General features: G+C 40.1%; 16 protein-coding genes and 2 pseudogenes (2 of these 18 only partly in view). 7 read left to right on the top strand and 11 right to left on the bottom strand.

The genetic code is table 11. The features are described 5' to 3' along the window. Both LEP1GSC190_RS20585 and LEP1GSC190_RS20580 read right to left on the bottom strand, forming a co-directional pair. Positions 1–282 carry the 5' portion of an IS5 family transposase gene (locus LEP1GSC190_RS20585; RefSeq protein WP_036036267.1) on the bottom strand. It extends 120 nt beyond the left edge of the window, so the window shows 282 of its 402 coding nt (coding positions 1–282); the start codon lies at positions 280–282; its stop codon lies off the left edge, out of view. A gap of 47 nt (positions 283–329) precedes the next feature. Further along, the gene (locus LEP1GSC190_RS20580) at positions 330–677 is read right to left on the bottom strand and encodes an IS5 family transposase (RefSeq protein ID WP_002724411.1); all 348 of its coding nucleotides are present in this window, start codon (positions 675–677) and stop codon (positions 330–332) included. 136 nt (positions 678–813) lie between these two features. Here LEP1GSC190_RS20580 and LEP1GSC190_RS21030 point away from each other — a divergent pair. Further along, positions 814–916, top strand: a pseudogene (locus LEP1GSC190_RS21030) (DUF1564 domain-containing protein); the annotation flags it as partial. Between the two features lie 375 nt (positions 917–1,291). Here LEP1GSC190_RS21030 and LEP1GSC190_RS07805 read toward each other — a convergent pair. Together LEP1GSC190_RS07805 and LEP1GSC190_RS07800 are read right to left on the bottom strand one after the other, a co-directional pair. Next, complete coding sequence (locus LEP1GSC190_RS07805; RefSeq protein ID WP_002761182.1) at positions 1,292–2,728, bottom strand: MBOAT family O-acyltransferase; 1,437 nt, start codon at positions 2,726–2,728, stop codon at positions 1,292–1,294. After that, a complete protein-coding gene (locus LEP1GSC190_RS07800; protein WP_004280902.1) occupies positions 2,718–4,058 on the bottom strand; it encodes an LA_2490 family SGNH/GDSL-type esterase in 1,341 nt (446 codons plus the stop codon). Before LEP1GSC190_RS07800 ends, LEP1GSC190_RS07805 begins: the two co-directional genes overlap by 11 nt. Positions 4,059–4,412: 354 nt before the next feature. Between LEP1GSC190_RS07800 and trxB the strand changes: the two genes are divergently transcribed. Further along, the gene (trxB, locus tag LEP1GSC190_RS07795; protein ID WP_002761081.1) at positions 4,413–5,360 is read left to right on the top strand and encodes a thioredoxin-disulfide reductase; all 948 of its coding nucleotides are present in this window, start codon (positions 4,413–4,415) and stop codon (positions 5,358–5,360) included. Between the two features lie 97 nt (positions 5,361–5,457). Here trxB and LEP1GSC190_RS07790 read toward each other — a convergent pair whose 3' ends face one another. Together LEP1GSC190_RS07790 and LEP1GSC190_RS07785 are read right to left on the bottom strand one after the other, a co-directional pair. After that, on the bottom strand, positions 5,458–6,198 hold the full coding sequence (locus tag LEP1GSC190_RS07790) for a hypothetical protein (protein WP_002761149.1): 741 nt from the start codon (positions 6,196–6,198) through the stop codon (positions 5,458–5,460). 47 nt (positions 6,199–6,245) lie between these two features. After that, on the bottom strand, positions 6,246–7,157 hold the full coding sequence (locus LEP1GSC190_RS07785) for an early set domain-containing protein (RefSeq protein WP_002760962.1): 912 nt from the start codon (positions 7,155–7,157) through the stop codon (positions 6,246–6,248). Between the two features lie 152 nt (positions 7,158–7,309). Here LEP1GSC190_RS07785 and LEP1GSC190_RS07775 point away from each other — a divergent pair, with 152 nt between their 5' ends. Continuing rightward, positions 7,310–10,957 carry a tetratricopeptide repeat protein gene (locus LEP1GSC190_RS07775; protein WP_002761052.1) on the top strand — a complete coding sequence of 1,216 codons (3,648 nt, stop codon included), beginning with the start codon at positions 7,310–7,312 and terminating at the stop codon, positions 10,955–10,957. A 253-nt stretch (positions 10,958–11,210) separates the two neighbouring features. Continuing rightward, positions 11,211–11,318 (top strand): annotated as a pseudogene (locus LEP1GSC190_RS07770) (IS110 family transposase); the annotation flags it as partial. Positions 11,319–11,376: 58 nt separating this feature from the next. Here LEP1GSC190_RS07770 and LEP1GSC190_RS07765 read toward each other — a convergent pair. Continuing rightward, the gene (locus LEP1GSC190_RS07765) at positions 11,377–12,000 is read right to left on the bottom strand and encodes a hypothetical protein (protein WP_002761014.1); all 624 of its coding nucleotides are present in this window, start codon (positions 11,998–12,000) and stop codon (positions 11,377–11,379) included. Positions 12,001–12,117: 117 nt separating this feature from the next. Here LEP1GSC190_RS07765 and serA point away from each other — a divergent pair, with 117 nt between their 5' ends. The 3 genes from serA to LEP1GSC190_RS07750 all read left to right on the top strand — a co-directional run bounded on the left by serA (position 12,118) and on the right by LEP1GSC190_RS07750 (position 14,777). Beyond that, positions 12,118–13,341: a phosphoglycerate dehydrogenase gene (serA, locus tag LEP1GSC190_RS07760; protein ID WP_002761132.1), complete on the top strand. Its 1,224-nt coding sequence runs from the start codon at positions 12,118–12,120 to the stop codon at positions 13,339–13,341. 130 nt (positions 13,342–13,471) lie between these two features. After that, positions 13,472–13,777, top strand: a complete 306-nt coding sequence (locus LEP1GSC190_RS07755) for a PilZ domain-containing protein (RefSeq protein ID WP_036035126.1) — start codon at positions 13,472–13,474, stop codon at positions 13,775–13,777. Between the two features lie 571 nt (positions 13,778–14,348). Beyond that, positions 14,349–14,777 carry a PaaI family thioesterase gene (locus tag LEP1GSC190_RS07750; RefSeq protein WP_036035129.1) on the top strand — a complete coding sequence of 143 codons (429 nt, stop codon included), beginning with the start codon at positions 14,349–14,351 and terminating at the stop codon, positions 14,775–14,777. 431 nt (positions 14,778–15,208) lie between these two features. Here LEP1GSC190_RS07750 and LEP1GSC190_RS07745 read toward each other — a convergent pair whose 3' ends face one another. The 4 genes from LEP1GSC190_RS07745 to LEP1GSC190_RS07730 all read right to left on the bottom strand — a co-directional run. Further along, a complete protein-coding gene (locus tag LEP1GSC190_RS07745) occupies positions 15,209–15,424 on the bottom strand; it encodes a hypothetical protein (RefSeq protein WP_004280170.1) in 216 nt (71 codons plus the stop codon). Positions 15,425–15,935: 511 nt separating this feature from the next. Further along, on the bottom strand, positions 15,936–16,814 hold the full coding sequence (locus LEP1GSC190_RS07740) for an alpha/beta fold hydrolase (protein ID WP_002762893.1): 879 nt from the start codon (positions 16,812–16,814) through the stop codon (positions 15,936–15,938). Between the two features lies 1 nt (position 16,815). Then, positions 16,816–17,280, bottom strand: coding sequence for a DUF309 domain-containing protein (locus LEP1GSC190_RS07735; RefSeq protein WP_004280048.1), 465 nt, complete (start codon positions 17,278–17,280; stop codon positions 16,816–16,818). Next, a protein-coding gene (locus LEP1GSC190_RS07730; RefSeq protein WP_004280694.1) for an aldo/keto reductase crosses the window boundary here: on the bottom strand, positions 17,270–17,500 show its 3' portion. It continues 1,293 nt past the right edge of the window; 231 of the gene's 1,524 nt are visible here — the last part of the coding sequence; its start codon lies beyond the right edge, outside the window; the stop codon is at positions 17,270–17,272. The genes LEP1GSC190_RS07735 and LEP1GSC190_RS07730 overlap by 11 nt, the downstream gene beginning before the upstream one ends.

Below are 17,500 nucleotides of genomic sequence, written 5' to 3'. Positions count from 1 at the left end.
CGTTCTTTCAACGACCCATCTTCGAGGCTTTCCTTTATATTTACCGATCAATGGTTTCTCGCCTCTTCTTCGAATGTGAGGCCGGATATTTCTTCTTCTAATTAATTTTTCCGTATCTTTAAAGTCATATCCTTTATCAAGACAGAGATGTTTTGGTTTCTTTTTTCTTCTACCGGAAAAAATCAGGATTGAATTTAAAGTCTCTTTTACGTTATGCTTGTCATGAACATTGGCTCCACTCAATGTTATGGCCAATGGAATTCCATTTCCATCCGTAAGAATATGCCGTTTAACCCCTAATTTGGCGCGGTCTGTAGGGTTTTTGCCGGTTAAACTCCCCCTTTGGGAGCTTTAACAATTGCGGAATCCATCGAGGCCCAGTCCCATGCTATCTTATTCTTCACATCATAATATTTTAAAATAGATTTATAAACCTTTTTGAATACTCCCGCTCGCTCCCATTCTTGGAATCTTCTGTGACAAGTTTGACCAGATCCGAAGTTACTCGGAATTGCCCGCCACTGACAGCCTGTTTTCATTCGATAGATGATCCCCGCCATTACCACTCTTGTAGGTAATCGATTGCGACCTCCTTGGAGATTTGCCCTAACTTTTGGGATTAATGGTTCTATTTTTTCCCAAAGTGCATCGGGGATCTCTGAATAATATTTGTCCATTTCACAAGTAAATAATTACGATTCAAAAGTACAACCAGTTTTGAGACCGGCTCTTAGTCAATCATTTTGAATTGATTATTTTATTTCGATTTATCCCCAAAATGCGACGCAAGTATTGTCCTAAACTGTTTTTGGTTTGGGAATATTATTGTTGTATTCGGATTATAAAATTGTAATCCACTCTTTCAGAAAATCATACAAGTTGTAATTCTTCTTCCCGGAGTCCACACTGTTACGGTTTTACATCCTGAAATTTAATTTACGAAGCGACCGGATTTCGAGGATATTAAAATGCGATCCTGAAGATCGTTTTTACGTTTTAGGCGATCGGCACCAATTTGATTCCTCTAAATCTCAGGTCATAAAAAGTGTCGTTATATCAAATCATTCAATTCCAATTCTTAGACATTGAATTTTACAAAACTTTGAAGCTTTTCTATAAATGCCAAAAGATTCTATAACCGATTTTTAATAAATCTACACCTCTTAGAATCGTTATAGAATACGATTCCAAAAAAATCTCGCATAGAATCAGTCTTTTAAATCTTACAAAAGAAATCCCAAATACACGAACAAAAGTTCCTATGAAAAAATTATAAAACAAGAATCTAAATTCAAAACTGAAAATAAAGAAACGGTTGGCTCACCGTCACGCTGTAGAGAATAAAACCAACAAGTATCATCATTCCCGCCAAAGGATAAACGACCCAAGGTTTATTTTGAAGATCTTCCATCCAAGTCCCTCTTTTTTCCTGAAGATAATCGGCTCCGAATAAAATGATCACCGCCGCTAAAACCGCAAACGGAACTTGTAAAGTCTGGCCGTTCTCCCAGGAGAAAGTTCGCTTAACAATAGCAAACGCAAGTTCCAAACTAGTATTGTATCCGTATTCCGGCGACGCTTTGGCTCGAAAGAAAAACATAGAAAAGGAAAAGATAAGAAACGAATACGTGTATTTGACCCAATCCGGAATTTTATCCCAACCGCTTTTTAAAGCGGAAAAAGAAAAGATAAATCTTTCCAACACCATCACGAATGCGTGGCAAGCCCCCCAAATGATAAAATTCCAATCCGCTCCATGCCAGATTCCACTCACAAAAGTAGTAATGAACACATTGAAATACGCTCGAAAAACACTCACCCGATTTCCACCTAAGGAAATGTAGATATAATCTCTGAGCCAGGAGGAAAAGGATATATGCCATCTTCTCCAAAGTTCCGTTACGGTCTGAGACAAAAAAGGTCTCATAAAGTTTTCAGGAATGGAATATCCTAGAATTCTTCCGGTTCCGATCGCAACATCCGAATATCCGGAAAAATCGCAATAGATCTGAAAAGAAAATAAGAACGCCGCTAAGATTAAAGATAGAGAGTCATAAGCACCCGGATTGGCGAACACCGGATCCACGGTCAGAGAAATCGGATCGGCAACGAATGTTTTTTTAAAAAGGCCCCAAGACAGTTGCCTAATCCCGGGAAGAAGATTTTCTTTCTTATAAGTATAATTCTCCAAAAATTGATGAAGCATATCCTGAGCACGAATGATCGGTCCCGCGACAAGCTGAGGAAAAAAAGAGAGAAAAAGTCCGAACTGAAAGAGACTTTTCGCTTGTCGAACGGTTCCACGGTAGACATCCACCGCATAAGAGATCGCTTGTAAGGTAAAAAACGAAATACCCATCGGCAAGATCGCACCCGTTGAAGAAATGTAGGCAGGATCGCAAGGTTTTGAATCCGCGAATATATTCCAGGCATGGATGGAAAAATCCATATATTTAAACAGATAAAGAAGAAGTAAATTCCCCCAAACAGCTATATTCAAAAAAAATAATTTAAAAAATTTGGAATGTGCGGTTTGCATTCCCTTTACGGCGTAGTATGTCAAAACAATCGAATAAATCAGAAGAAGAATAAAAGGTATTTTGAATATAGCATAAAAATACAAACTCACCATCAAAAGCCAAAATCGTTGAAATTTTGCGGGAAGCCAGAAATAGAGACAAATTACGAAAGGGGCAAAAACAAGATATTGAACCGAATTAAAGAGCATTTTTTTCCAATTCCTTAAGCTGTTTTTCCAAGGCCCGTCTTGCCCATCGGTTTCCGAACACGGTCAAATGTCCGTCTTCGGGAATAAAATAATCCCGAATCCCTGAAAACTTTTTACCTTTTGCGGTTTCAATCACTTCTCCGCACATCTCCCCGGTTTCTTTTCTAAGTTTAAGCACAGGGATTTTTTTCTTTTCAAAATAAGCCGTCGCTCGAAGTGCATAATTTTCCAAAGGATGATAAAGCCCTCGATTTCTGCAGAATATCTCCTCTACCTGGATCGGCATCAAAACTACGATCAACCGAATCCCTTTCGATCTTGTGTATTCCACCATTTCGTCGTATGCTTGTTGTGTAATTTTTGGAAGAGGCTCCAGAGAATCTAGAGGCGGTTCTTTCTCCCGACAGGAAAAGTAATCCGGAATCGGTTCGGGACAATATTTTCTTTTATATTCCTCTTTGCTCATGCTATCTGGACTAGGGACTGTAGTTACATTCGTTTTTTCGAATATTCCTTTCTTGTCAGAATCACATTCCGTTTTCGAAGTTCTAAAAAAAGAATCCTTCATATATTTTGCAGGGGTTTGTTCGGCGGTAGAAGCGGAGGAAAGTCCGGTAGAATTCCATTCCGATCTCAAACGGAACAGAGTAAATCCATATTGCACTTTCAATTGTTCAAAAGCCAGCTTCAAAGCCTGAAGCGTATAAGAAGCTCTGGAAAGTTCGAATTGAATTCTAAAATTTCGGTTAAAACTCGGATCTCGATTTCGAATCTCGTCTATCTCGTCATCCGATAGCATTCCTTTAGCCCTAAGTTCTTCTGGAATCGTAAAGTCGTTTCCTGAAACGAAAAAAAGAACTTCTTTTAGATTCTTTAATTTAGGAGCCATGTCTTTCAATCTTCGAAGCGCTCCTAAGGAACCGTATGCGTCTACCGCTAGATTTAAAGTCTGCCTTGCTCCACCTTTTAATTCAATCCCGTTCAACAGATAACAAAATGTGTCTTCATCAGAAACTCCAAAACCCATAACGAGACTATCCCCCAAACAAGCGAGCTGGGGTTTTTTCGGATCGGGTTCTTCCAAACCTCTCATTCCGAGAGAATTGGTCCGAAATCTTCCTTCCCACTTTCCGGCAAAATGGCGGATGTAAATATCCTGATCCGGCGCAAGATCCACGTAATAAACCGGATTGTATCGATGGAGAAGTTTTTGATCTCTATAAAATTGAAGAGAGGGACTCTTGAGGAGATTGAGAAGAATTTCCGTTCCGATCAAAACGAGAATGAAAAATACAAGGGCTCGTCCTGCCCAGAAGAAAAATCCTTTCATGGATAGAGGAAAGGTTGAAATACAAGGCTTGCCTGGCAAGCGAATTCTATCTTTCTTCTTCAAGGTCAAAATCAACTAGTGATGATTTTGTAAGTAATTCAAACGTAAATCCAAACCTTTCTCATTCGTCAAAACCGCTGGAGTTCCTACATTTACAGTTTACATCACTTTTATGCGGTTTTTCCTGTCGTTTAAAAATTACAGAATTTCTACATCTTGAGGTTTTTGAGACAGTCTTTAAAAGTTCTCCGAAAGAGAAAAACTTTCCAAATTCTCCCTCGAAAAAAGGATCTGCTTTACAACGGAAGAGTCTAAAAATAGATCAAGTTTAGAATCATTCTAATTGAGGAAATCATGGCCCACAAAATTGTCATTATAGGTTCCGGACCAGCCGGACATACTGCCGCTATTTATGCCGCCAGAGCAAATTTAAATCCGGTAATGTACGAAGGATTTATGGCGGGCGGAATTGCGGCAGGCGGTCAGCTTACAACCACTACCGAAGTCGAAAATTTCCCCGGTTTTCCGAATGGAATCGACGGCACCCAATTGACCCAACTCTTCCGAGAACAATCCATCAAATACGGAACCAAAATCCTGACACAAACTATTACTAAAGTAGATTTTTCCTCCAGACCGTTCAAACTCTGGTCGGACGAAGAGCTTATCGAAGCCGAAGCGGTAATTATAGCAACCGGAGCCACGGCAAGAAGAATGCATGTAACCGGAGAAGACACCTACTGGCAAAGAGGGATCTCTGCCTGTGCGGTTTGCGACGGAGCCCTTCCGATTTATAGAAACAAAGAACTGGCCGTCGTAGGCGGTGGAGATTCGGCGGTAGAAGAAGCCTCTCACTTAACAAAATTCGCCTCTAAAGTATATTTAGTTCACAGAAGAGATTCTCTTCGTGCATCCAAAATTATGCAAAAGAGAGCGACTACTCATCCCAAAATCGAAATCATCTGGAATTCACAAGTCAAGGAAGCAAAAGGAGACGGAAAAAATCTCACCGCTTTGACTTTGGAAGACACGATGAGCGGTCAAAAAAAAGAGCTTTCAGTCGGAGGACTTTTTTACGCAATTGGCCACAAACCGAATACAGATATTTTCAAAGGAATTTTAGATCTAGATGAAAGTGGTTATATCAAAACCGTTCCCGGTTCCACTAAAACAAGTATTGACGGAGTTTTTGCCGCAGGAGACGTTCAGGATAAGATCTATCGTCAGGCGGTCTCCGCCGCGGGTTCCGGTTGTATGGCCGCACTTGATGCGGAACGATGGCTCGAATCCAGAGAAGGATAAGAATTTTAAAATACTCTTATCTATTCAAAAAGAGACTTAACGTTCAATCACACAAAAAGTCCATATCCAGATGAAAACTTGAAATTCAATATCACTATCACGGCCGCTCCACGAGCATTCCTCTTCTATTTCGAATATCATAAATATAAAATGTGATTTCGGGAAGTTTTGAAACTACGGGGGACGGTTTTTTCTTTTTCGATTCTTCTTCCAAAGAAACGATCATTACCAATCTTTCCTTGCCGGAAGAAGGAAGAAATTTTTCCAAAGAGTATTTTCTCGGAAGAATCCCGATAAGAGTCGCACCGATCGGATTATACACAAAAACTTGTTTTCGATCTTTTTGATTTAAGAATCCGTCCTTGTTCGTATCTTCCGTCATTCCGATCAAGATGAGATTTTTTCCCGTGGAAATTCCAGGCACCAAAACTGAGTCCAATTCGGCTTCTTCAGTCGTTTCTCCGGCTTCCTTTTCTTTGTCCGTACCAGTAAAGTAATCCCAAATGTAGACGTTTCGGTTAAATAACTTTCTATGATTTCCGGATTCTAAATCGATTACGGTAAGATTTCTTGCGTGATTCAGGTTTTTTCTGTAACCAGCAACCGTTTCTCGAGAAAGTTCAAACGGATAAAAAAGATAACGTTCCCAAAGAACCACAGAATGATTGAGCAAGTCCCCGCTTCTATCCGTGGGAGTCGTAGGGTCTTCTTTGGAAGAGCCAGATTCTACCAACTCCACCCCCCTATCTAAAATGAACCAGCTTTTGGAAAGAGTAAAGACGAGAATCCCGACGACGATGACCCCGAACGTGTAAACTCCCAGTCGAATTTTTTCCATGAGTAGAAAAAAGCTCGGGAAAATACTAGGTCAATGAAAAAAAGAGTCTATTTTGCCTCCAAAGCGTAAGAACGTTCGGGAACCGTGAGATAAGAAGAAATTTCTCCTGTATCTTCTCGAAGCCTTGTGTTCTGATTGAAGGTATCCAAAATAATCTTTCCATCTTGAACAAAGTTATAGAGATAATTTCCAGGTTTCATCTTTTTGATAAGAGTAAAAACTTCATTATCCTTTTTTAATACGTCCTCTTCCGGATCCCAATGATTGAAGTCTCCAACGAGTGTGATCATCTCCGCATCTGGAGCATAAATTCTAAACTCGACGGTTCTATATTCCAATTCCTCATAGGGAGAATCTTCCAAAATTCGAGTGGTCGCGAATTTATCCGGCCCGGAAGGGATTGCAACCAATTTAGAAACCAAGGAACCGTTTCCATCCTCCGCCAAATCCGGGTTAGACGGATCATGAGTGAATAAACCGTCCACTCTAAACTTATATTCCAGTATTTTAAGTTCCTCTCGAATCGTATCCCTACTTTCTGGATCGAATACGATATAAAAAACTCCGTGACTGTTCTTTTTCAAAGGAACACATCTCCAAAGAGAAAAATTTCCGCATATAGAAACCTCCTCGTTTTCAATTCCTTCAAAGGTAAACAAAATCCCACGATTAAGAAGTTTTCCAGTTTCCAAAGATAAGGCAGAATCAATATAACGAATGTATCTAGGAGCCACGGCCTTTTTTAGTTTTTCCATCTGCCAGTAATAATAAATCTTCTCCTTTTCCACAGGTTCCAAAAAGTCTTCGTAGTCTTCTGATGAAAAAGACCCGATCCAATTTCCTGCATCTTCGTCGGCACCAATTGCAACGCTTATCGTCAAAAGTAGTATTAATAAAATTTTAATTACAGGGATCGATTTCATTCTGGATACAAGTTCGATCAATTTCTGAAAAAGCATAAGGCAAATCCGTGGTCGCTTTCACAGAAATCAAATCGAGTCCTGTATAGGACATAAATTTTTTTTTGGTTCAAATAGGGTTTACACAATTTAAGGGAGAGTTTTTTCCTTGGAGAATCCACAGGCCTACCGATATAATTTAGCAGGAAATCATGGCAGAGGCGAATTCTACCCCACTGAACGAAGCTGAACTAGAGCAAATTCATTCTATTCTCCAGCCTCTATCCAAGAATCCGGAAATTTCGGAAGAACTCAATCCAATGCTTTCCGTATTTCGTCAGAAGATGGGATACGGAACTCAAACGCTCTCTCACGACGAAGAGGAAGAAACGGAATCCGAAGAACCTACCTCAAAGGCAAGTGAGGAAATAGATTATGAATCTCAAGAACCGGAAAGTCTGAAAAGACCTCCTACAAAAGTATTCGAAGACGACGACATCGACTTAGATGAACTTTTAGCAGAACCAAAGAAAACCTCGACTCCCGCCGATGATTTTTCCTTTGAGGAAGAATCACCTGTCTCGCCCGTAGACGCGAGCGATCCGTTTGCAGATTTTGGAATGGATGAGGAACCTACTCCAACCGCGTCGGAAGAACTCGGCGATTTTGGACTTCCTGAAGAACCGAGCGCAACTACCCCTTCCGACGATTTTTCCTTTGGTGATGAAAGTACTGCTCCGGCAGCCGGTGTAAGCGATCCGTTCGCAGGCTTAGAGGAGCCTTCTTCCGATGATCCGTTTGCAGGTTTGGGAGATACGACTGCAGCGGAATCTGATCCATTCGGAGGAACTGATTTTGGTTCGGCTCCGATGGATGACGCTTTCGGTTCTACTCCTTCTTCCACATCCGAAGCAGATCCATTTGCGGACATGGGCACATTCACATCCATCCCTGAATCTACTGCAGACAGTTCCGATTCATTTGCTGGAATGGACGGAATCGAAACCCCAGGAGATGAATTCGATCTTTCCAGAACAGATACCGATGGCGGAGATTCTTTTGATGAATTTATGTCTCCGGAGCCGTCCGGTGGGGACGATGATTTTTTCAGCTCTCCTTCGACCGAATCCGATCCGTTTGCCGACTTCGGCGATTTAGGCCCTCCTACAGGACAAGATCCGTTTTCGAATCTCGCCTCTTCTGCTACCGTTTCCGAAGATCCTTTTGCCGATTTTGTTCCTTCCACAGAAGAAGACACATTATCCGACATCCCCGGAGATGCGGACCCTTCCTTCAGTCCCGACTTAGAATCTGATGTAGGTGGGGTAGATTTCGATTCCGGAAGTTCTTTAGGTCTTGAAGCAGATCTGCAAGGACTCGCAAACGAAGAAAAACAGGATATCGATAAGGGACTCAAAGACGAAGAGCTCGCAATCATACAAAAAGAAATTCTCAGATACCCTCCTACTTTGCGTCGTGCGGTGATTGACTCAATCGTTCAAGATCGACTAACGCCTAGAGATCAAAAGGGGCTCTTAGAATTAATCAAGATCGAAAGTTCTCCTCAAGAAATCGCAGACTTCCTTTCCGGAGCCTTAGGAGAAACTATTTCCATTTCTCAAAAAATGAGCGGATTCTCCAAAGACGGAGTTCCTATCATTTCTACAGATCCTGTTTATACCAAAGAAGGCCTACAAAGACAAAGAAAGATGATCCGCAGGACGATCATCACAATCGCGGCTACGATTTTTCTCGTAGTAGGCGGAACATTATTTTACAGAAACTTTATCATTCCAAATCAGGCAGCTCAGTACTACGAACAAGGCCTGACCCTGATCCGCGAGGCGGGAGTTTATCCGAAAAACAGCGAAACCCGAAAGAAAAAATTTTTCGAAGCAGAAGAATCTTTCGCCAGAGGAGAAAAAATTCTCCCGAACCACCTCAAATATTTGAATCTCTACGGTGTGGAATATACAAGAGTCGAAGAATACGACCGCGCCTTCGAAAAATTATTCGGCAAGGTAAGCCCTGATTTTGGCGCCGGAGGAGAAGAACCTTCTTCCAATGCTTGGGACAAACGGGAGAAAGTCCCCATCATCACCCTTGCCAAAAGTCAGGTTTGGGACAATGGAAAACTTCCAATCGCGGGAAAAATCGGCAACGAGAACCGTATGATTCTTGTCGCTCAAGACGGAATTCAAAGAAAGATCATGAAGGCCGGAGCATACATCGTGATGCGTCTGGAAAAACAAACGCACGACAATCCTACGTATAAGAATTTGGGAAGATTTCATTCTTCCATTATGCCTTCTTTTACCGAGCCTTCTCTCGGAGGCGGAAAATATAAAAACGATCAGCTCGCGATTAATTTTTTCAAACAAGTGTATACCGACGGAAACGAACCCTACGATGAGGAATCTACCGCCGGAATCGCAAAGATCTATTACAACCGAAGAGAATTCGGCAAAGCCGCATCGTTTTACAATAAGATCGTGGAGATCGATCCTTCTAGCTCCGTTGGACAAGGTGGTCTACTTTCCACTTACATCGAAATGTGGAAGGAAGACGGAAATCCTCAGTTCGTAATCAACCACCACAGACAAATCAAAAACAACCTGAATATAGAAAAGAAACTTTCTCTTCACATTCTTTCTAAGCTTGCTTCCTTTTACACCGATCTGAATAAAAAAGAATTAAGAATTCGTTATAACATCAATCCTACGGACCAGGTTTCAGGAATGGAAGTCAACGACAACGCTCTTGAAATTCTGGATCTCATCTATCATAAAACAGAAGAAGATCCCGTGACCGGAACGGAAATCGAAGGTTCCCAATACGCGGAAGGCTACTATCAAAGAGGAAGATATTTCGCTTCCATCAAGGAATCCATCCAAGCTAGAAGATTTTTCGAAAAAGCCGCGACACTCGATCCCGCTCACTATCTAGCCTCCACAGAACTCGCAGAAAATGCGATTCGTCTCGCAAACTTCGCAGAAGCGGATAAATTGTTAAACGAATCCCTCAAACGTTTTGAGAATTACAAACAAAGCTACGGAGCAAGAGAAGAAGACGAAACACTGATCCAAGGAAACGTGGGCCGTATCTATTTCGATAAGGCGAGAATCCAATACTTATCCGCGGCAGGAATTCATGAAAAAGATAAGATTACCGAATTCCCGGGACGCAAAATCTATCCGTTCCGTGCAAGAACCGCGATGGATGCGATCGCAAAAACAAGATCCATGGAACTCAAAAATTCTCTGGATGGATTTTCCAAAGCGGAATCAGTTCAAACCGACGAAAACGAATTCAGCCTCATTCGCAGATGGAGAACTCCCCTTCCCGTAGGAATCCAAAGAGAACTTCGCTACTTCAAGGGTTGGGCGGATTACATGAACGGAGACTTTGCCGCTTCCCTCAACGAATGGTCCGGTTTTGAAGACGAGGACGAGTACAACCATTCCACCTTACTCATGGGTAAAGCAAACGCTTTCTTTTATACAGGCCAATATAAGGCGAGTCTTGGAAACTATCTCAAAGTTCAAGACGATATGGAAGAAAAACTTTTGAATATGGGCCCCCCAAAACCAGACGATCCATATCACCAAGAAGTCTATCAGACGTTAGTCGCCGCTTATAACAACATCGGCGCGGTCTATGAAAAACTGGGAAACACCGCTGAAGCTTTAAAACATTATTGGAAGGCGATCGAAACCGCAAGAAAAATCAACGAGATTTCGGAAATTGCAATGTCGAACAAGGATCTCATGTTCAAAAAAGAAGCCATCGGTCAAGATCCTCTTTTGGAAGATTGGCTCTCTCCTACTTTGGACAGCGTTAAAAAGTTGGCGAGAGAATAAAAATTTATTTTTAAAGCCTGTCCTAAGATATTTTCGAGGTTTTGAGATCGCTTTTAACCGTTAATAACAAAACGTAGGAATTCCCACACCTCAAGGCTTTGGATGTAGGCTTGAAATTCCCATCTACAAACTTGGAAATATCAAATTTTACATTTAAATTATTAAGACAAAATGGCGCCCCTTCTGGGCTTGAAAACCGTGGGTTAGATGCAAGCATTTACCACAAAACAAGAAAACCAACAGAAGGAACGTAATGAAAAGAAAAGTATATGTAGGAATGGATGTCCACAAAGAAACGAACAGAATCGCGAATTTAACGAGCAATACAAAGGAAATAGTAAAAGAACAGCAGATAAAACATACACTCGCGTTCAAAAATACTCAAAGATCAACACTCACTCGTTTCAAAGCAAAAAAAATCAAGGATTCAGAATATTCAACTTTGATTGAGTATCCAATTTTTCTCGAAGCGATTTTAATAGGAATTGAAATTTTTCCGCCTCTACGGGAGAAAAAAATTGGTTTGTCGTTTTTTCTCTGGAGGAGAAACTGAATGCGATTTCCTTTGCATGAATGATTTTATCGGCGACTTCCATCGGAACAAAAGAAGAAATTCGGACGGAATCAGAATAATCGGTTCCTACTTTGCGAAGATTGAACCAGGCTCCGTCAAGTTTTAAGGAAACTCCGACCGGAAAACTGACCTCAAAAGAACTGAGATAGTAATCTAGAAAGATAGATTTTTCAGAAGTTGAATTCTTAAAAACACCTCGAAAATTCAAGGATCTAGTGTCCCCACCAAAGCAAAAAAAGTGAAATCCAGGACAGAGAGAATCCGAATTGAATAAAACCTGTTCGAGAGCTGGTTCGGGAGTTCGACGGATAGGATCGCGAGAAGAACAACCGATTCCTATAAACAGGCTGAAACAAAAAAGAAAAATGAAAAACAGAATCTTCAAAAGCTCCCCCAAAATTGTTTCCCCCAATTTTTTTAGTATACCTTGGATTTGAAAGAAAATTCCATAAGAACCAGAGAATTCCAAAAAAGAAGATCCAATTTCGTCTTTGAAAAACTTTTTTCAAACTAGGATTTTTTCCGTAACAAGCCAAGTAAAAATTCAATTTTCAGAGAATCGCATTCTTGAAATCTTGGTAGGTAAATGATTTCATTTCCAAAAGATAAGATCAACGTTCTCCTTCTCGAAAACGTTCACCAAGATGCGTTTGATATGTTCAAAAAAGACGGTTTTAATGTGCGTCTTCTCCCTGCCGCCTATTCGACAAAAGAACTCTTGGATGAAATTGAAAATGTCCACGTTCTGGGAATTCGAAGTAAAACCAACGTAACTCCCGCCGTTTTAGAAAAAGCCAAAAGACTTTTGACAATCGGTTGTTTTTGCATCGGAACCAACCAGGTAGATCTTTCCGGAGCAGAAAAAAAAGGAATTCCTGTATTCAATGCCCCTTATTCCAACACTCGTTCCGTCGCAGAACTTGTGATTTCGGAAATCATCATGCTCGCCAGAAGAGTTCCGGATCATATCCGAAACACTCATTCCGGAATTTGGAACAAAATCTCCAAAAATTGTTTCGAGGTTCGAGGTAAAACAATCGGAATCGTAGGTTACGGTCATATTGGAAGCCAAGTCTCCGTTCTCGCAGAAGCGATGGGAATGAAGGTCATCTACTACGACGTCCAAGCGGTTCTTCCTCTCGGAAACGCAACTCCGACCGAAAGTTATCAGGAACTTTTGAAGAACTCGGATTTCATCACATTCCACGTTCCAGAAACTCCTCAAACGATGAATCTCTATGGAAAAAAAGAAATCGAGATCACCAAAAAAGGTGCATACATGATTAACCTTTCCAGAGGGAAAGTTGTAGATCTAGAAGCACTTGCACAAGCAATCAAATCCGGTCATATCTCCGGAGCGGGAATAGACGTTTTTCCGCAAGAACCCGAATCGAACAACGATCCGTTTTTAACTCCAATGCAAAATTTGCCTAACGTCATTCTTACCCCGCATATAGGAGGCAGTACCGAAGAAGCACAAAAAAATATCGGTTCCGAAGTCGCGAGTAAACTTTTAAAATTCGTAAACAACGGCTCGACCACTTTTTCTGTAAATTTTCCGAACCTGGAAATCACCCCATTGCCGTCTGGTCAGTATAGAATTCTAAACGTTCATAAAAACCAACCCGGCTTCTTAAAGGACATCAACTCTATGGTTTCGGAAATCGGTGCAAATATCAGCTCCCAACACTTGGGAACCAGCGCGGAAATCGGTTATCTATCGATGGTGATCGACAAATCCGTTGGGAACGAACTCAAGGAAAAAATCGAGAAACATCCATTTTCAATTAAAACCCGAATTCTTTACTGAACATTTTGTATTACCGAAAGTGTGTTAAAACAGAAATATAATAAAAATTTAATATAAGAAACTCCAGTCTCCGGAAGAAATTTTAGGATTTTGCTTGATCAAATCCGGTAGAGTTTTGCATCGTTGTGCCATGCATTATAATAGAATTCCAAACACTGTCACTGTCTATCTGAGTCAATTGGCCGGTCAAAACCTTCGATTGGCTGAAAATATCCTGAAAGGTCTGCTCCATAGAACCGACTCTCCCATTGAACCTGGAACAATCTTAGAACTCAAACTAGGAACGATTAGTCTTTCCGGAGCAATTCAAATCCCGGTCAAAGTGATTCGTTGCGACAAAATTTCGGAATCGGAATATGATCTCTATATGAACTATACGGAAAAAGATTTTAATAAGATCCAAGAGATCGAAGACTTAATTCGAGATCTTTCTTAAACGGTTGATTTAGGAAATAGGCGTTTCAACTGAGTCGTTTTCTATTTAGATCTTTTACTAAAAAATTATAATGTTTACATTCTTCCTATTTTTCCCGTCGAAGAAAAATTCATTCTTTCAAGTACATAAATCCAAAAGTCTTACATTTTATTCCACAATCTTAGCTTTAGAACAAGTTTCTTAGTATTAGAATTGTCAAATCGCATTTCCGTTACTAAGAGCCCGTCTTAAAACTTCAAAATGTAGGAATTACTACAATCTTAAACGACAGGAAAAACCGCCAATGTGAGCAATCTGTAGGAACTCCCACGTTTTGTAGAAACTTGCTGGATCGTTTAGAGATATTTTTTTAAGGTTTTTAAGACGGGTTCTGAATTTATATACGAGTTTCCAGACCGAATATCCTTTCAATCAAACCATACATTTTAAACCGTTCTCTGGGACCTTACACCCAGCTCTCAAATCAGACTTTAATTTTTTCAAAATCGATCCTTTGCCCATTCAATCTTTGTACGAATTGACAAAGAAGTTCTCATAAAAAATCTAATTCTATATGAATCCATTTTCCTCAATGCCTGAAGCGAATACAAAAGAGTTTGCGGCATATTTTCAAGAACAAGACCAATTTTCCCACAAAATCGGTTATAAAATTCTCTCCGTTAGCCCCGGAAAAAGCGAATACGAAATCAAGGTCGACGACTCTTTTTTCAATCCGGTTAAGATCGTTCACGGAGGTGCACTTTTTTCCGCAATGGACAGTTCGGCCGGAGCTGCGATGGCCGCTTGGATTCGATCTTCCAATTTAAAATATAAATTTATGGCAACTGCAACCGCCGAAATCAAATATCGTAAAAGTGTTACGAAAGGGAAAGTGAGAATTAAAAGTGAAATCACGGAACAAAAGCGTTCGATTGTGAAATTGACTTCCCAAGCCTTCGATGAAGAAGAAAATTTAGTTGCAGAACTATTCTCCACTTGGATAGTTAAATTAGAAAATTAAAATATTCAGAAATTAGTTTTTCTTCCATCCGATTTCATTTACTTGAAATTTGTAGAATCTATAAGTTTTAATTTTGAAGCTTATGAATCAAATAAATTCTCATCGGCACAATTTTTATTTTTTCCGATAAATAATAAAACATGTGGGAAACACAACTGATCCCCTTACTTTTTCAATAAGACCCTGAATCGGACAAAATAAAAAAGCGACCCTTGTCAAAAAAGAAATCTCCGAGAAGTTTTAACTTTCGCTCCCTCTTTCAAAAAACTACGTCGTAAATACAATTTGAACATATTTTTTGAGAACAATACAATCCATAAAATAACGACCACCGGATCGTATTCTCTTTTATCTTTTGCAAGAGGGAGCAAATTTTGGTTCGATATTTTTGTAAGTTTTTTTCGAACCGATCTAGAATGAACTCTCTTTCATCAAGCTACAAAAAATTCCGCACGACTGATACTCGCAATCTCCACGGCGCTCGTAAGATTCTTTGAAGGAAAATACACGATTCGTTCGCCCACCATTTTACGATTGCGGTCCAATTCCACACGAGAACCGTCTTTAAGATACAAAACGATATCTATCCCTCGGTAATTGACGTATCTTTCCAACTGGTTCTTAAACTTTGCACCCTGCTCTTGCATGAAAACATCCTTAAAAATTGTTGAAAAAATGTTCTGGAAATATGGGTGAAAGTACAAGCTTTTTTTGTAAAAAAACACTTTTTATTCGGAAGTCAATGGAACCTTTTCCTGAAGAACTCAAGTTGTCCCGCCCGTCTATGGAAACATAACGTTTCAAGCCGACCCTTCCCGATATAAAGATAAGTAAATGGTGCATTCAGGATTGATAAAAGCTAAGAACGTAACCGGGCCGACGTTGAAAGAACCATTCTATCTTTTAAAAGAATCGTCTGCGCCTTTAAAGAGGAAATGAAAAAAACTACAATCAATTGGAACGAAAAAATCGTTCTATTTTGTAAAAAATTCATCTGAATTTCAAAAAAGAATTCTTAGATTTCCGTTTGAAAACGTGACTGAATTCGGGACCTTAACCGACCGCAATTCTTATTATCATTTTTTTTATTTAGCAGTATAGAATATAATATTTCTCTTGGCTACAATAATCTGATTTTGAACAACCCTAAAGCCTTAACTACTTAGAAAGAAAACCATGTTTGACGTAGAATTCGTTTAACAGTTCTTCTAGTTTTTCGGGTTGGTCGTGGTGCATATTGTGACCCGCGTTTTCCATTTCGATATATTCTAAATGTCTAAAGTGGGAAAGAATTTCTTCCCTATTTTCAGGCATAAGATGCGTTTCTTTTCCGTAAATAATGAGTGTCGGAGAAGAAATACACTCCCAGAGATGACGAGTCAGATATGGAGAAAAGATGAAAGGGAATCCTCTTTTATAGAGAGGATCGTTTTTCCATTGAAATCCGGTATCAGTCTTTTTAGAAAGATAAGTCGCCAAATCCCGAACTTTTTCTGGATCCAATCTAGGATAAACGGGTTTCAAACGAGCCGTCAATTCGTCTAAATTCGAAAAACTTTTATTCTTTCTTTCCTTAGTTCCAACCTCATTGTTCTCAAGTGTATCCAACCAAACTTTCAGACGTTTCTTTTCAAATTCCGGATTTTGAATCGACATAAAACCTTCCAGGCAAACCAGACTTAAAATCTTCTCCGGATAAATTCCCGCAAATCTTGCTCCGATTCCTCCCCCCATCGAATGACCTAAGATATGAAACTTTTCGGGAAGAAATTTGGAGACAAACGTCTTTACATCCACGAGAGTTTGGATGAAATGATAGTTCCCCTCCCGAAGCCATTCAGAATCCCCATGACCTCTATAATCGAATCGATAAATATCAAAATGTTCGGATAAGAACGGAAACTGATAGAGGAACGTATCCGATGCATCCTGAAATCCATGAAATAAAAGTATCGAATGTTTCTTTTCGTTTTTATGAATTTTATAGGAAAGATTGTATCCCCCGGATTGAAAAAAACCACTTTCTATCTCACCCATATCAGCCTCTGAACAATTCCCGCCACTCTTTCGGAAGACTTGGAATACAGAAAGCAGAAACTTTTTCGACAAGAAGTTCGTCTCCTTCGTAAAGGTTTAAGATCTGATCCAAACTTTGAAGTAAATCGAATATCACCCGCATTCCTTTTTCGCTCAAATCTCCAGATCTGAAAACCGCTTCCAATTTTTCTTTGGACCTTTCTGCTTGCATCCTAGATCCTCGACCGTTCGGCTTTCCATATATCTTATGAAGAGAAACGGAGAGTTGTATAATTCCTTGAAGAAAAATCTTCCTAATTCCGAAATCCTTTTTCCATTGAAATTCGAGTACCTCGTGCGCCTCGAAGTATTTTCCCTCTCGGAACAATCTTTCTCCATTTTGATAAGCGAAGTCGATCGTCTCTTCCGGATCGGAAGTGGAAGTGATGTGTTCGAAAAGAGCTACGATTTCAGGATCAAATTTCAAATTTTTTCCAATCCTGATATTGAATGTCGCTCGCGAGTGCTTCAAAAGAAAGACTCGCATCTTTCACGTATTCCTCCCTTCTCATCCCGAGCAGAACCACACCTTCTCCCAGGGAAGAATGAAGCAGATGAAGCGCAATCGTGGAAAGATTCCAACCCTGATACTTCGGATAACACTTTAGAATTTCCTCATAGAGCTCGCTTCTATCCAGAACGTTTTT

This window comes from Leptospira mayottensis 200901116 (assembly GCF_000306675.2).
GTDB lineage: Bacteria > Spirochaetota > Leptospiria > Leptospirales > Leptospiraceae > Leptospira > Leptospira mayottensis.
The sequence above is the reverse complement of the archived record's forward strand: the minus strand, read 5'-3'. Positions and strand labels throughout refer to the sequence as shown.

Bases quoted from the DNA above. Each gene is read 5' to 3' on its own strand.
- LEP1GSC190_RS07740 (WP_002762893.1), bottom strand. From the start codon at position 16,814: ATGGGTGAGATAGAAAGTGGTTTTTTTCAATCCGGGGGATACAATCTT.
- trxB (WP_002761081.1), top strand. From the start codon at position 4,413: ATGGCCCACAAAATTGTCATTATAGGTTCCGGACCAGCCGGACATACT.
- LEP1GSC190_RS07805 (WP_002761182.1), bottom strand. From the start codon at position 2,728: ATGCTCTTTAATTCGGTTCAATATCTTGTTTTTGCCCCTTTCGTAATT.
- serA (WP_002761132.1), top strand. From the start codon at position 12,118: ATGATTTCATTTCCAAAAGATAAGATCAACGTTCTCCTTCTCGAAAAC.
- LEP1GSC190_RS07800 (WP_004280902.1), bottom strand. From the start codon at position 4,058: ATGAAAGGATTTTTCTTCTGGGCAGGACGAGCCCTTGTATTTTTCATT.
- LEP1GSC190_RS20580 (WP_002724411.1), bottom strand. From the start codon at position 677: ATGGACAAATATTATTCAGAGATCCCCGATGCACTTTGGGAAAAAATA.
- LEP1GSC190_RS07755 (WP_036035126.1), top strand. From the start codon at position 13,472: ATGCATTATAATAGAATTCCAAACACTGTCACTGTCTATCTGAGTCAA.
- LEP1GSC190_RS07775 (WP_002761052.1), top strand. From the start codon at position 7,310: ATGGCAGAGGCGAATTCTACCCCACTGAACGAAGCTGAACTAGAGCAA.
- LEP1GSC190_RS07750 (WP_036035129.1), top strand. From the start codon at position 14,349: ATGCCTGAAGCGAATACAAAAGAGTTTGCGGCATATTTTCAAGAACAA.
- LEP1GSC190_RS07790 (WP_002761149.1), bottom strand. From the start codon at position 6,198: ATGGAAAAAATTCGACTGGGAGTTTACACGTTCGGGGTCATCGTCGTC.
- LEP1GSC190_RS07785 (WP_002760962.1), bottom strand. From the start codon at position 7,157: ATGCTTTTTCAGAAATTGATCGAACTTGTATCCAGAATGAAATCGATC.
- LEP1GSC190_RS07745 (WP_004280170.1), bottom strand. From the start codon at position 15,424: ATGCAAGAGCAGGGTGCAAAGTTTAAGAACCAGTTGGAAAGATACGTC.